The organism is Erwinia sp. S43, from assembly GCF_016624745.1.
In the GTDB taxonomy this organism is placed as follows: Bacteria; Pseudomonadota; Gammaproteobacteria; order Enterobacterales; family Enterobacteriaceae; genus Erwinia; species Erwinia coffeiphila.
This window is the reverse complement of sequence record NZ_JACVTX010000011.1, coordinates 97,667-110,274: the sequence shown is the minus strand read 5'-3', so window position 1 is coordinate 110,274 and position 12,608 is coordinate 97,667. Positions and strand designations below refer to the sequence as shown.

The window sequence follows — 12,608 nt, the reverse complement described above, 5'->3', positions numbered from 1 at the left end:
CGATACCACATCACAGAGGTGGACATGTTAAAGCAGCAAGCAGGCCAGGATAACGCCTGGTGGAAAGAATCCGTGATTTACCAAATCTATCCAAGGAGCTTTAAGGACAGTAATAACGACGGGATTGGCGATCTGCCGGGGATTATCGAAAAGCTGCCCTATTTGCAGTCGCTGGGCGTGACGATGCTGTGGATTTCGCCGTTTTATCTGTCGCCGATGGCCGATAACGGCTATGACATCGCCGATTACTACGCGGTGAACCCGGAGTTCGGCGAGATGCGCGATGTGGATACGCTGATCGACAAAGCCGCCGCGCTGGGCATTAAAATCATGATCGACCTGGTGGTGAATCACACCAGCGATGAGCATCAGTGGTTCCGGCAGGCGCTGGCCGATGCGGATTCCCCCTATCGCGATTATTATCTGTTCCGCCCGGCGGTCAACGGCCTGCCGCCGAATAACTGGCGATCGATTTTCGGCGGCAGCGCGTGGGAAAAAGTGCCGGGGGAAGAGACGTATTACCTGCACGTGTTCCACAAGAAGCAGCCCGATCTGAACTGGGAAAATCCGCAGATGCGCGAGGCGATTTACCAGATGATTAACTGGTGGCTGGAGAAAGGCGTGGCCGGATTCCGCGTGGATGCGATTACCTTTATCAAGAAAGATGCCGACTATGCCTCCGTGCCGGTCGACGGCGTTGACGGGCTGGGGTCGATCAAAAGCAAGGCGCGCAACCGCCCCGGCATTGACGTGTTTCTGAACGAGCTGAAGGAAAACACCTTTGATAACTATGCCTGCGTCACCGTCGGCGAAGCGCCGGGCGTTCCCTATGCGGAGTACGGCCAGTTTATCGGCGAGAACGGCTACTTCGATATGATTTTTGACTTCCACGCGGCGGATATTGATGTGGAAAACGGCTCGGAGTGGTTCCGCCGCCGCGACTGGACGGTGGCCGAGTTTCGCGAGGCGCTGTTCGACAGCCAGAACGCCTTTGCGCAGTGCGGCTGGGGCACCAGCTTTATTGAGAACCACGACCAGCCGCGAGCGCTGTCGAAACTGGTTCACCCGGATTACCAGAACGATATCGGGGCGAAATGCCTGGCGGCAATGTACTTCTTCCTGCGCGGCACGCCGTACATCTATCAGGGGCAGGAACTGGGCATGACCAACTTCTGCCGCAGCGATATCAGCGAGTTCGACGATATTTCCAGTATTGATAACTACCACCGTGCGCTGGCGGAAGGCTTCTCCGAGCGGCAGTCGCTGGCGTTCGTCAATCACCGCTCGCGGGACAACTCGCGTACGCCGTTCCCGTGGGACAATACGGTGAACAGCGGATTTAATCAGGGGGCGAAACCCTGGCTGGCGCTGTCGGCAGAGGACGCGCTGATTAATGCCGCCGCACAGCAGCAGGATGCGGATTCAGTGTTTGCCTTCTACCAGCAGCTGATTCGCCTGCGCAAAGCGTATTCCGATGCGCTGATCTGGGGCGATTTTATCCCGCTGGAAACCTCCTCGCCGGAAATCATCAGCTATCAGCGCCGCACGGCGAGTGAATGCTTTACTTCTGTCACTAACCTCAGTCACCACGCAGTTGATTATAAAATACCGGAGGGCGATATTATCGTTAATAACTATCCGCAGCTCAGTTCATCATTAAAGCCTTATCAAAGTATTCTTATCAAGGGAACAACCCAACATGAATAAATATAAAAACATTGCCGTTGAGCTGGTGAATACCATTGGCCGTGAAAATATTATTTCCGCCACTCACTGTGCCACCCGCCTGCGATTACAGGTAAAAGATCGTGGCCTGATAGACGATGAGAAAATAAGAAACGTCGATGAAGTCAAAGGCGTCTTTTTTAATTCTGGGCAGTATCAGGTTATTCTCGGCACCGGGATTGTGAATAAGGTTTATGCCGAGTTTATGCAGGCGTTTAATATCAGCGAAGTCAGCAAAGATGAAATGAGCCGCCAGGGCAGCAGCTCACTACAGGCGGGAATTCGCCATCTCTCGGATGTGTTTGTGCCGATCGTACCGGTACTGGGCGCAACGGGCCTGTTCCTCGGGCTGAAGGGCGTGCTGTTTAACGATACGGTGCTGGCGTGGTTTGGTGCCAGCACCCTCGCTCTGCCCGCTTCGGTGACCACCCTGATGACCGTGCTGTGCGATACGGCTTTTGCTTTCCTGGCGGCGTTTATCTGCTGGTCGGCGTTTAAGAAGTTTGGCGGTACGCCGATTATCGGTTTTCTGATCGGGCTGATGCTGGTTTCCCCCGCCCTGCCCAACGCCTATTCGGTGGCTTACGGCAACGCGCAGCCGATTTATCTCTTCGGTTTTATTCCGCTGGTCGGCTATCAGGGATCGATACTGACCGCGCTGATCACCGGCATTATCGGTGCGAAGCTGGAAAAGGTTTTCCGCCGGATTATGCCTGACTCGATGGATCTGATCTTCACCCCGTTCCTGGTGATCCTCTGCGCCGTGGCGATTGCGCTGCTGGTGCTCGGCCCGCTGGTGCACGGCTTTGAGCACTATGCGGTGATGGCTATCCAGCAGTTCCTCGCGCTGCCTGCCGGTATCGGCGGCCTGCTGATCGGCTTTATCTATCCGATTGCGGTGATGACCGGGATGCATCATATGTTCATTATGATTGAGACCTCGCTGATCGCCGGTACCGGCTTCAACCCGCTGATTACCGTATGCGCGATGTACGGTTTCGCCAATGCCGCCGTATGCCTGGCGATCTCCCTGAAGTCGAAAAACGTGGCGTTTAAAACCGCCGGGATCTCGGCAACTGTGACCCAGCTGCTGGGCGTTTCGGAACCAGCGCTGTTCGGTATCGTCATGCAGTCCGGCATGCGGGCCATTGGCGTGATGCTGTGCAGCTCGGCGCTGGGTGGCATGGTGCTATCCCTGCTGTCGATTAAAGCGAACTCCTACGGGTTGGCGGTGCTGCTGTCGCCGCTGATGTACCTGTATGACCGCTATCAGTTTATTACCTATATCACCGTCGGCGTGGCCGTGGCCGTCTTCGCCTTTATCTGCACGCTGCTGCTGGTCAGGGTGGATAATAAAAAACGATAATAAATCACAGACCGATGCCATAAACCCTTTGCCGTAATCCTTTGCTGTAAAAGCACGCTTCACCTTATTAATGGCAACCCCTATGCCCTGAATACTGATATTCGGAGCAGGGTGACTCACAGGTATAAATGATGAAAATAGCACTTCTTACTTTCTGTACCCTGGCCTGTACTTTACCTGCGCACGCAGCGGAATTAACTCTGGCGGAAATTAACGCCCGACTGGAAAAAGTCGAGGCGGAGCTCAAACTTTCACAAAATAAATTAACCCAGGCTGAAAATAAAATAGCCGTGGCGGAGAAACGAGCCAGCGACGCGGAATTAAAAAATAAAAACAGCAAGAGCGATATTATTAATGACGATACCGAAATTAAATTCGGCGGCTACGCCCGCACCGGTATTCTGAGCGGCAAACAGGGCACCACCACCACCGTCGGGCCATCACTGACGCCCGCGGGCAGCACCGGCGGCAGCGTGGGCCGCCTGGGTAACGAAGCTGATACCTACGTCACCGCCGACTTCGACTACAAGCGCCACTACGCTAACGATTCGAGCTTCCGCTACTACATGAAAATTGCCGAGTGGGACAAAACCTATAACACCGACAGCGCGTTTAACGGCCAGATGAACCTGCGCCAGGCGTTTGTGGAGATGAGCGATCTGCCCACCTTCACCGGCGCATTCAGCGGCTCAACGCTGTGGGCGGGCAAGCGCGAGGACCGGGACAACTTCGATATCCACTGGCTGGACTCGGACATGATGAACCTGATCGGCACCGGCGCGGGGATTTACGACGTGAATTTCTTCGGCGACGTGAAAACCAACCTGTCGGTTTACGGGCGTAACTTCAACGACATCGACGCGATGGAAAACGTTGAATACAACAACATGACCGGGGCCGATAATACCTTTATCCAGAACTACACCTTCTCGCTGAACAACCGCGTCGGCGGCTGGCAGTGGATGCTGAACGGCCTTTACTCGAAGGAGAACGACAAGCGGATCAACGACGGTCTGGCGCAGGATAACGCCGCTTCGCACGGTTTCAACACCATGCTGGCGTGGCACGGCGACAGCTTCTACGGCCTTAACGAAGGTTCGACCAAAACCGTACTGCTGTACGGTAAGGGGCTGGGGGCCGAGGTGCGCGGGCCGGGATCGGATGGCTATCTGATCGACGATGCCTGGACGGTGAAGTTCGCCACCTACGGCATGACCCGGCTGAGCGACAGGCTGAGCATTGCCCCGCTGCTGGTGGCGCAGAGCAGCAACAGCCGCTACATCGAATCCGACCACTATGACTGGGTTACGCTCAACTCGCGGCTGATTCAGGAGATCAATCAGAACTTTGCCCTACAGTACGAGGCCAGCTATCAGTATATGGACATCGATCCGAAGGGCTTTAACGGTAATAAGCCGGTGTCCGGCAGCTACTACAAGCTGACCTTCGCGCCGACCTTTAAAATGCAGAACGTCACCGACTTCTTCGAGCGGCCGGAGATCCGTTTCTTCGTCACCTGGATGAACTGGGACAAAAATCTGGATAACTACTCTTCAACCGATACCTTCGGCAACGCGGGCTATCACAGCGGCGGTTCGCTGATGTTCGGCACCCAGCTGGAAACCTGGTTCTGAGGTTAACCCGCTAACGGGGCTGAGTTCAGTTCATCAGCCCCTTCATGGCGGCAATAAATTCCTCCGCCGGGCGCGACCCCAGGCTCCGCGCCGTGACCGCCGCCATCACCGAAACCTCAAGCGACGGGCGGAAAGGCCGCACCGCCAGCCCCCGGGTATCGATCTCCAGCAGCGAGAAGCGATCCACGATGGTCACACCGCCGCCGTGCTTCACCAGATTAATCGCCATGCTGTAGCGGTTGGTTTCTACCGCCGCCACCTGCCGCTGGCGAAACTCCGGCACCACCTCGGCAATCATCGCCACCAGCCGGGTATCGGTGGTGATAAAGATCAGCTCGTGCGGGGCAATGTCCTGCCAGTTCACTTCCGCCTGCTGCGCCAGCGGATGCCCTTCCGGCAGCACGCAGACCATTTCCCCTGCGCTCACCCGCAGCGGATCGTCCGGCGCGCCGTGGCCCGGTTTAACCACAAAGCCAAGGTCGTAGCGACCCTCTTCTACCGCCTGTTCAATTTCATGATTGACGCACATATCGACCACCACGCCAAAGTCCGGGAACGCCTCGCGAAAGCGGGCCAGCGCCTGCGGCAGCAGGTTCAGCGCCAGCGCCGGGGTGGCGCACACCCGCAGCTGCCCGACGCGGTAACGGCGCAGATGCTCCACGAAGCGGTCGAACCGCATCCGATCCTGATGCACGCGCAGCGCTTCCTCATACAGCTGGGCGGCCTCTGCGGTCGGCTGCATCTTGCCGTTATAGCGGTCGAACAGGCTGAAACCCATCTGCTGTTCGGTCAGGGCCAGGCTTTTACTGACCGAGGGCTGGGACATGGCTAACTGCTGTGCGGCGGCGGTAACCGAACCCGACTGGACCACGTGGATGAACACTTCCATCTGCTTCGGCGTCATGAATAAACCTGCTAACGATATGCGTATTATGCATTTGGGATATATGCACTACGGGTTATAGAATCCATAATTATATTCACTCAGGAGTATAAAATGAAACTTTTTACATCACGTTTGATGTCGGCGTTTTTGCTGATACCAGGGTTCTTTTTCGGTCAGGCTTCGGCGGCGGATGCCGTCAGCATTGACACCATTCTGCCTTCCCACACGCTGCGCGTGGGCGCGGTCAACGCCCCGCCGTGGTATCAAAAGGATCTGCTGACCAATCAGTGGGTCGGACTCGTTCCCGATGTGGTGCAGGCGCTGACCAAGGGCACCGATATTAAAATCGAGTACGTCGATACGCAATGGGGCACCGCCGTGGCCGGTTTGCAGTCGGACCGTTTCGATATTTTAGGCGGCTTTAATAAAACACCGGAAAGAGCAAAGGCCGCCGACTTTACCCGTCCAATGGGTTCACACCAGATGGGCATTCTGACCCTGCAAAAAGAGACCAAAAAGTTCGAAAAGTGGGACACCATCAACAGCCCGGATGTGAAGCTGGCGGCGATTGACGGCTCGGCGGCGGCAACGCTGTTGCAGCCACAGGCACCGAAAGCGCAGTGGATCATCGTACCGGACAGCGACAATATGCTGCTGCAGATGGAGAGCGGCCGTGCGGATGCGGTGGTGAACAACGATATCCAGATGGCGCATTACGTCAGCAAGCGGCATCAGGGTACGGTGATTATCCCCACCCCGGTGAAAGAGCAGCCGACCAATATCGGCCTGCGCCAGCAGCGCCCCGAGCTGAAGGCCTGGCTGGATAGCCGTCTGGAACAGCTGGAAAAAGACGGCACGCTGAACTCCATCTGGAAGAAATACACCCTGTCGGCGACGCAGAAGTAATGCGTAATAACGTCTCTGCACCGCTGCTGGTGGTCGACGGGCTGAATAAGTCCTTCGCCGGAAATACCATTATCGATGATGTCTCCTTCGAGGTTCGCCCCTCGGAGGTGATCGGGCTGATTGGCCGCAGCGGCGCGGGGAAATCCACGCTGCTGCGCTGCCTGAATATGCTGGAAACGCCGGACGGCGGTCATATCCGGCTGGCGGATGAAGAGATCGGCTTTCAGGGCGCGTCGCGCAGGCCGGTTAGCCGCCGGGTTCTCGCCCGCCAGCGCGCCAGAATGGCAATGGTGTTTCAGCATTTCAATCTGTGGCCGCACCGCACGGTGCTGCAAAACGTCATTGAAGGCCCGGTACAGGTACTGAAGCAGCCGAAACAGCAGGCCAGCGCCCGCGCCATGCAGTTGCTGGAACGGATAGGGCTGGCCGATAAGGCCCACAGCTTCCCGGTGCAGCTTTCCGGCGGGCAGCAGCAGCGGGTATCTATCGCCCGCGCGCTGGCGATGGAGCCAGAGGTGATTCTGTTTGATGAACCGACTTCGGCGCTGGACCCGGAAACCGTCGGCGAAGTGCTGGCGGTGATTGCTGAACTGGCCAAAAGCGGCACCACGCTGATTGTGGTGACCCACGAAATGCGTTTCGCGCTACAGGTGTGCAGCCGACTCTTGCTGCTGGACGGCGGCAGGCTGGTCGACGAAGCCACGCCGCAGCAGATCTGGGCGGACGACAGCCATACGCAGATCCGTAATTTTATGACCCTTTCCGGGGTGTCTGCGGAGGACATTCTCTGATGCCGGTTTATCACTGGGATTTCTCCGTCCTGCTGCAGTATCACGCCATTCTGCTGGACGGCATGCTGATGACCGGCAAAATCGTCGCGGCATCGGTCACGCTGAGCATTATCGGCGGCATGATCCTCGCTCCGCTGCGCGGTGCCTCCAGCCGTCTGGTGCGCTTCCCCGCTCAGGGGCTGATTGAAGTGGTGCGCTCCGTGCCGCCGCTGGTGCTGATCGTCTGGGCCTACTACTGCCTGCCGATCCTGTTTGGCCTGACGTTCTCCTCCTACTGGACCTGCGTGCTGGCGATAGCGCTGTACGGCAGCGTGTTTTTTGCCGAGATCTTTCGCTCCGGTTTACAGTCGGTCGATCACGGGCTGGTGGAAGCCGGGCTGTCGGTGGGCATGACGCCGCTGAAGGTGCTGCTGCGCGTGACCGGGCCGGTGGCGTTTTTGCGCATACTGCCCGCCTTTGTCAGCCAGTGCGTGATGTCGATTAAGAACTCGGTGCTGGCCAGCTATATTGCCACCGGCGAACTGCTCTATCAGGGGCAGCGCCTCAGTACCGCCACCTTCCGCCCGCTGGAAACGCTGACCTTTGTCGCCCTGTTTTTCGTGGTGACCATTCTTCCCCTTTCCCTGCTGGCAAGCTACGCCGAGAGAAAGATCCGTACCCGCTATTTTAAACGTTAATCGCTATGACAACTTCCGTAACCGGCGAGCTGGTGGCGTTTGCCACCGCGCTTCGCGCTCAGGACATCCCTGAATCCATCCAGCATAAAGTCAGCCTGCATCTGCTTGACGCCCTCGCCTGCGGCTGGGCGGCCTGCGACAGCCCGGTGATGCAGCCAATCCTCGCCGCCGCAAAACTTTCCGGCGGCAGCGGCGGCAGCTTTGTGTTCGGCCAGGCCGACGGCTTCAGCCCGCTGGCCGCCGCCTTCGCTAACGCCAGTCTGATTAACGGCCTGGATCACGACGACGGCGTGGAGATCGACGGCAAAGGGCTGGGCCACCCCGGTGCCACGCTGGTGGCCGCGGCGCTGGCAGCACTCGATCTGCGCGAATCACCGATCGCCGGGGCGGAGCTGATTACCGCCCTGACCGTCGGCTTTGAGGTTAACAACCGGCTGATTCAGGCGATCCAGCCGTCGGTGGCGCGCTTTAATCAGGTGTACGGCGTGGCGCAGCATCAGTCGATTGGCGCGGCGCTGGTCGCCGGACTGCTTCTGGATCTGGACGCGGAGCGGCTGCATCATGCCGTCGGACTGGCGGCGGCGCTGACGCCGCTGCCCAGCCTGCATAAATACAACTGGCAGCAGCGCCCGCTGCTGGCGCTGAAGGACGCGGTGGCCCCGGCGGCGCAGGCGGGCGTGCAGGCGGCGATACTGGCCCACAGCGGCATCACCGGCAGCCGGGATGTACTGGACGGCGAGCAGGGATTCTGGCGGATGATCGGTTCCGACCGCTTCCGACCGGAGGTGCTGACTACAGAGTTAGGCAAGCACTGGTATGCCGGATACGGCAGCTTCAAGCGCTATCCGGCCTGCCGCTGGCTGGCCTGCGCGCTGGAAAGTATGGACGACGTGATGGCGCAGACCGGCTGGCAGGCCGGGGAGATTGAACGCATCGAGGTGCAGACCTTCCCACGGCTGGTTGACGATATGATGGACCGCACGCCGCGCAACGCCACCGACGCCCAGTTCAGCCTGCCGTGGACGCTGGCCGCCGTCGCGCTGCGCCTGCCGCCGGGCGCAGAGTGGTACAGCCCGCAGACGCGCGGATCGGCGCAGATGTCGGCACTGATGGCAAAGGTGACGGCGCAGATCGATGAGGAATTTACCGGGCGGATGTGCGGCCCGGCGCGGCAGCCGGGGGCGCGGGTGATCGTGCATCATCGCAGCGGGGCAAGTGTACAGCAGGAGCGCTATACGCCGCTCGGCAGCGCCGATCGCCCGCTGGACGAAGCGGAGATTATCGCCAAGGCGCGGCGGAATATCGCCGGTCATCTGCCGCCGCCGACCGCGCTGATTGAGGTGCTGACCGACGTAGCGGCGCTGTCCGCGACCCGTTTTGATTCTGCCCGCCAGCTGGCCGGGGGGCAGAGATAAAACGTCATCCTTTGCTTAGCACTGAGGGGAAAGGTGCGCGTTGCCCCAGAACTTCAGGCCGCCGGACAGATGTAAACTTTACTCCGCGCGGCAGACAGAAGTGCAAATAGAAACTTTACTCCAGCGCCTCAAACTTCAGTTGGCTGAGCGGCTGCACCTTATCCTCACGCACCATTTTGTATTCGGTGTCCGGCCCCAGCCAGCGGTTCCAGATGGTATCGATTTCTCCGCTCTGCTCCATCTTCGCCAGGCTGTCGTTCACTTTAGCCAGCAGCGCCTCGTCGCCCTTCTGCATCCCTACCGCCACCGGCTCCAGCGCCATCGGCTCTTTCAGGATCGCCAGATTAACGCCGTCGGCTTTGGCACGGTTCACCAGTTGGGTGGCGGTCATGCCGTTAGTGACAAAGCCCACCGATTTATTCTGCTGCAAAGCCAGATACGCCGAAGCGGTATCCTGGAAAGTAACCGGTTTCGCCTGCGCCAGGCGGATCGACTGCTCGGAGGTGGAGCCTTTGGTGGAGCTGAGGCGTTTGCCTTTGAAATCGGCACGGGTTTTCGCCGCGTTGGCTTCCTTCACCACCAGCACTTCTTTGGCGATGTAATACGGATCGCTGAACTGGATCTGCGCGGCGCGGCTTTTGGTGTAGGCGAGGTTGGCAATCAGCACGTCAACCCGACCGGTGGTCAGCACCGCAATACGTGCTTCCACCGATACCGGCATCAGGTTGACTTTTACCCCCAGCTGCTGCGCCAGCGCGTTGCACAGGTCAACATCCATCCCGGCCAGCTGGCGGGTTTTGACATCCGGCGAGGAGAACGGCGGCACGTCGGCATACACGCCGCAGTTCAGCTGGCCGCGGCTGCTGATATCGGCAAGGGTATCGGCACTGGCGGGCAGTGCGGCACTGAGCATTAACGGCAGACAGAGTGACAGCAGCGGTGTAGTGATTTTTCTCATGGTTTCAGGCTCCGTTTCGATTTCAGTGCTGACGCAGGTCGGTGAGGAAACGCTGCGCGCGTGGGTGCTGTGGGCGGTTAAAGAAGGCTTCAGGCGCGGCTTTCTCCAGGATTTTTCCTTCATCCATAAACCAGATGGTATCCGCCACCTCGCGGGCAAAGTTCATTTCGTGAGTCACACACATCATGGTCATCCCCTCGTTCGCCAGGCTGCGCATCACGTTAAGCACCTCGCCTACCATTTCCGGGTCCAGCGCCGAAGTCGGTTCATCAAACAGCATCACCGGCGGCTTCATCGCCAGCGCCCGGGCAATCGCCACGCGCTGCTGCTGACCGCCCGAGAGCTGCGCGGGCCAGGCGTTCGCCTTATGTGCCAGCCCTACCCGCTCCAGCAGCGCCAGCGCATGCTGCTTCGCCTCGCTGCGCCGCTCGCCGAGCACCTTCACCGGAGAGAGCATCACGTTGTCGATCACCGACAGGTGCGGAAACAGATTAAAGCTCTGAAAGACGAAGCCGATACGCGCACGCAGCCGGTTTTGCTGGGTGCTGGCCCCGTGAATATCCAGACCGTCGAAGACGATCTGCCCCTGCTGGATCGGCTCAAGCCGGTTAACGGTGCGGATCAGCGTGGACTTGCCGGAGCCGGACGGTCCGCAGACCACCACCACCTCGCCGCTGTTCACTTCCGCATTGAGGTCGGCGAGCGCGTGATAGGCGCCGTACCATTTATTAACCTGGTTAAAGCGAATAATCGGATTCATGCCTTACTCCTCGATAGCGGGTTTGTTGACCAGCAGCGCGGCGCGCTGTGGTGCCGTGCTGACGGCGGGACCGCGTCTTTTGGCAGCGATGCGCCGCTCCAGATAACCGGCCAGCCACGTCAGGCTGAAGCAGATGATGTAGTAGCTGATGGCCACAATCGCGAACACCTGAAACGGCTTGGTCAGCAGCTGGTTATTCACCTGATTGGCGGCAAAGGTCAGCTCCGGTACGTTGATCACGTAGCCGAGGGTGCTGTCTTTAATGATCGATACCAGCTGGCTGACCAGGCTCGGCAGCATGTTGTAGAGTGCCTGCGGCAGGATCACCAGCCGGAAGGTGCGGGTGTAGCTCATCCCCAGCGCGCGGGAGGCTTCGTACTGCCCCTGCGGCAGCGCCTGAATTCCGGCGCGGACAATTTCGGCAATATAGGCGCTTTCATAGATAACCAGCGTGACCAGCATGGTGCCGAAGCCGCTCAGCGTGTGGCCCAGCAGCAACGGCACGCAGAAGTAGGTCCAGAAGATCACCATCAGCAGCGGCACGCCGCGCAGTACATAGACCCAGGCGGTGGCAGGCCAGCGCAGAATGCGATACGGCGAGATACGCGCCACGCCCAGCAGCACGCCAAGCGGCAGTGCCAGCACAATCGCCATCAGTGACACCAGCAGCGTGCAGAGCACCCCGCCCAGCGGGCCGTTGGGATACTGGCCCATCAGGAACAGCATGCCGTTCTGCTGTAAAATCGTCAGCATTTCACTCATTCAGCTTACCTCGCGTAGACGCGGTGGAAACGCTGTGCCAGCAGCGCACCGGCGGCCATCAACAGCAGGGAGAAGAACAGGTAACAGAGCGTCGAAACCAGATAAGCTTCAAAGGTGCGGAAGGTGTAGTTTTCGATCTCGCGGGTGACGTAGGTGAGATCCGCCACGCCGATCACCATCGCCAGGCTGGTATTTTTAAACAGCAGCACCGTGTGGTTAATCAACGCAGGGAGCGCATTACGGATGCCCTGCGGCAGGATAATCAGCCGCATCGACTGCACGTAGCCCATGCCCAGCGCCCGTGCCGCCTCGCGCTGGCCGTCCGGCGTGGCACGCAGGCCGCTGCGAATATCCTCCGAGAAGTAAGCGGCCTGGCACAGCCCCAGCGCCACCATCGAGAACAGAAACTCCGCGTTGTAGTCGTTCAGCCAGATCTGCGCGGACTCCGGCAGCAGCGTCGGCACCGCAAAATACCAGATCATCAGCTGGATCAGCGTGGGCACATTGCGATGCCAGGAGACGTAAGCCGCCACCAGCCACTGCAGCGGCTTCAGCGGAGTCAGCCGGATCACCACCAGCACCATCGCCAGGATCATCGCCAGCAGCCAGGAACCCACCGCCAGCTTCAGCGTTAACGCGACGCCATCGACGATCATCTGTCCGTACTGGCCGTGCAGAATGACGCTAAAATCAAGTGAACCGTTCATCGTCGATCGCCCTCACTCAGT

12 protein-coding genes are annotated in these 12,608 nt (G+C 59.0%); 7 read left to right on the top strand and 5 right to left on the bottom strand.

Annotation, left to right across the window (positions count from 1 at the left end; translation table 11 throughout):
• The first annotated feature begins 24 nt into the window (after positions 1 to 24).
• From IBT47_RS14980 to IBT47_RS14970, 3 genes are all read left to right on the top strand, one after another.
• Positions 25 to 1,707 carry an alpha-glucosidase gene (locus tag IBT47_RS14980; protein ID WP_200561100.1) on the top strand — a complete coding sequence of 561 codons (1,683 nt, stop codon included), beginning with the start codon at positions 25 to 27 and terminating at the stop codon, positions 1,705 to 1,707.
• Positions 1,700 to 3,091, top strand: coding sequence for a PTS transporter subunit EIIC (locus IBT47_RS14975; RefSeq protein WP_200561098.1), 1,392 nt, complete (start codon positions 1,700 to 1,702; stop codon positions 3,089 to 3,091). Before IBT47_RS14980 ends, IBT47_RS14975 begins: the two co-directional genes overlap by 8 nt.
• A gap of 128 nt (positions 3,092 to 3,219) precedes the next feature.
• Complete coding sequence (locus tag IBT47_RS14970; RefSeq protein WP_200561096.1) at positions 3,220 to 4,725, top strand: carbohydrate porin; 1,506 nt, start codon at positions 3,220 to 3,222, stop codon at positions 4,723 to 4,725.
• A 25-nt stretch (positions 4,726 to 4,750) separates the two neighbouring features.
• Here the strand turns inward: IBT47_RS14970 and IBT47_RS14965 are convergent, their stop codons facing one another.
• Positions 4,751 to 5,629 (bottom strand): LysR family transcriptional regulator, encoded by an 879-nt coding sequence (locus IBT47_RS14965; protein ID WP_200561094.1) that lies wholly within the window; start codon positions 5,627 to 5,629, stop codon positions 4,751 to 4,753.
• Between the two features lie 93 nt (positions 5,630 to 5,722).
• On the opposite strand from IBT47_RS14965, the gene IBT47_RS14960 reads away from it, so the two are divergent.
• The 4 genes from IBT47_RS14960 to IBT47_RS14945 are packed head-to-tail and all read left to right on the top strand — an operon-like array spanning position 5,723 to position 9,400.
• The gene (locus IBT47_RS14960; RefSeq protein WP_200561092.1) at positions 5,723 to 6,517 is read left to right on the top strand and encodes an ABC transporter substrate-binding protein; all 795 of its coding nucleotides are present in this window, start codon (positions 5,723 to 5,725) and stop codon (positions 6,515 to 6,517) included.
• On the top strand, positions 6,517 to 7,308 hold the full coding sequence (locus IBT47_RS14955) for an amino acid ABC transporter ATP-binding protein (protein ID WP_234471911.1): 792 nt from the start codon (positions 6,517 to 6,519) through the stop codon (positions 7,306 to 7,308). The genes IBT47_RS14960 and IBT47_RS14955 overlap by 1 nt, the downstream gene beginning before the upstream one ends.
• On the top strand, positions 7,308 to 7,985 hold the full coding sequence (locus tag IBT47_RS14950; RefSeq protein WP_200561090.1) for an amino acid ABC transporter permease: 678 nt from the start codon (positions 7,308 to 7,310) through the stop codon (positions 7,983 to 7,985). Before IBT47_RS14955 ends, IBT47_RS14950 begins: the two co-directional genes overlap by 1 nt.
• A gap of 5 nt (positions 7,986 to 7,990) precedes the next feature.
• Positions 7,991 to 9,400, top strand: a complete 1,410-nt coding sequence (locus IBT47_RS14945; RefSeq protein ID WP_200561088.1) for an MmgE/PrpD family protein — start codon at positions 7,991 to 7,993, stop codon at positions 9,398 to 9,400.
• Between the two features lie 115 nt (positions 9,401 to 9,515).
• Here the strand turns inward: IBT47_RS14945 and IBT47_RS14940 are convergent, their stop codons facing one another.
• Genes IBT47_RS14940 through IBT47_RS14925 form a run of 4 tightly spaced genes read right to left on the bottom strand, consistent with a single transcriptional unit; the run spans position 9,516 to position 12,587 of the window.
• Positions 9,516 to 10,358: an ABC transporter substrate-binding protein gene (locus IBT47_RS14940; protein ID WP_172606544.1), complete on the bottom strand. Its 843-nt coding sequence runs from the start codon at positions 10,356 to 10,358 to the stop codon at positions 9,516 to 9,518.
• 22 nt (positions 10,359 to 10,380) lie between these two features.
• The gene (locus tag IBT47_RS14935; RefSeq protein ID WP_200561086.1) at positions 10,381 to 11,118 is read right to left on the bottom strand and encodes an amino acid ABC transporter ATP-binding protein; all 738 of its coding nucleotides are present in this window, start codon (positions 11,116 to 11,118) and stop codon (positions 10,381 to 10,383) included.
• 3 nt (positions 11,119 to 11,121) lie between these two features.
• Complete coding sequence (locus IBT47_RS14930) at positions 11,122 to 11,880, bottom strand: amino acid ABC transporter permease (protein ID WP_105591466.1); 759 nt, start codon at positions 11,878 to 11,880, stop codon at positions 11,122 to 11,124.
• A gap of 5 nt (positions 11,881 to 11,885) precedes the next feature.
• Entirely contained in the window at positions 11,886 to 12,587 is a 702-nt protein-coding gene (locus tag IBT47_RS14925) for an amino acid ABC transporter permease (protein ID WP_105591465.1), read from the bottom strand.
• Positions 12,588 to 12,608 lie beyond the last annotated feature (21 nt).

Coding starts and splice junctions, on each gene's coding strand:
- IBT47_RS14975 (WP_200561098.1), top strand. CDS start 1,700: ATGAATAAATATAAAAACATTGCCGTTGAGCTGGTGAATACCATTGGC.
- IBT47_RS14980 (WP_200561100.1), top strand. CDS start 25: ATGTTAAAGCAGCAAGCAGGCCAGGATAACGCCTGGTGGAAAGAATCC.
- IBT47_RS14930 (WP_105591466.1), bottom strand. CDS start 11,880: ATGAGTGAAATGCTGACGATTTTACAGCAGAACGGCATGCTGTTCCTG.
- IBT47_RS14940 (WP_172606544.1), bottom strand. CDS start 10,358: ATGAGAAAAATCACTACACCGCTGCTGTCACTCTGTCTGCCGTTAATG.
- IBT47_RS14960 (WP_200561092.1), top strand. CDS start 5,723: ATGAAACTTTTTACATCACGTTTGATGTCGGCGTTTTTGCTGATACCA.
- IBT47_RS14935 (WP_200561086.1), bottom strand. CDS start 11,118: ATGAATCCGATTATTCGCTTTAACCAGGTTAATAAATGGTACGGCGCC.
- IBT47_RS14945 (WP_200561088.1), top strand. CDS start 7,991: ATGACAACTTCCGTAACCGGCGAGCTGGTGGCGTTTGCCACCGCGCTT.
- IBT47_RS14925 (WP_105591465.1), bottom strand. CDS start 12,587: ATGAACGGTTCACTTGATTTTAGCGTCATTCTGCACGGCCAGTACGGA.
- IBT47_RS14970 (WP_200561096.1), top strand. CDS start 3,220: ATGATGAAAATAGCACTTCTTACTTTCTGTACCCTGGCCTGTACTTTA.
- IBT47_RS14950 (WP_200561090.1), top strand. CDS start 7,308: ATGCCGGTTTATCACTGGGATTTCTCCGTCCTGCTGCAGTATCACGCC.
- IBT47_RS14955 (WP_234471911.1), top strand. CDS start 6,517: ATGCGTAATAACGTCTCTGCACCGCTGCTGGTGGTCGACGGGCTGAAT.
- IBT47_RS14965 (WP_200561094.1), bottom strand. CDS start 5,629: ATGACGCCGAAGCAGATGGAAGTGTTCATCCACGTGGTCCAGTCGGGT.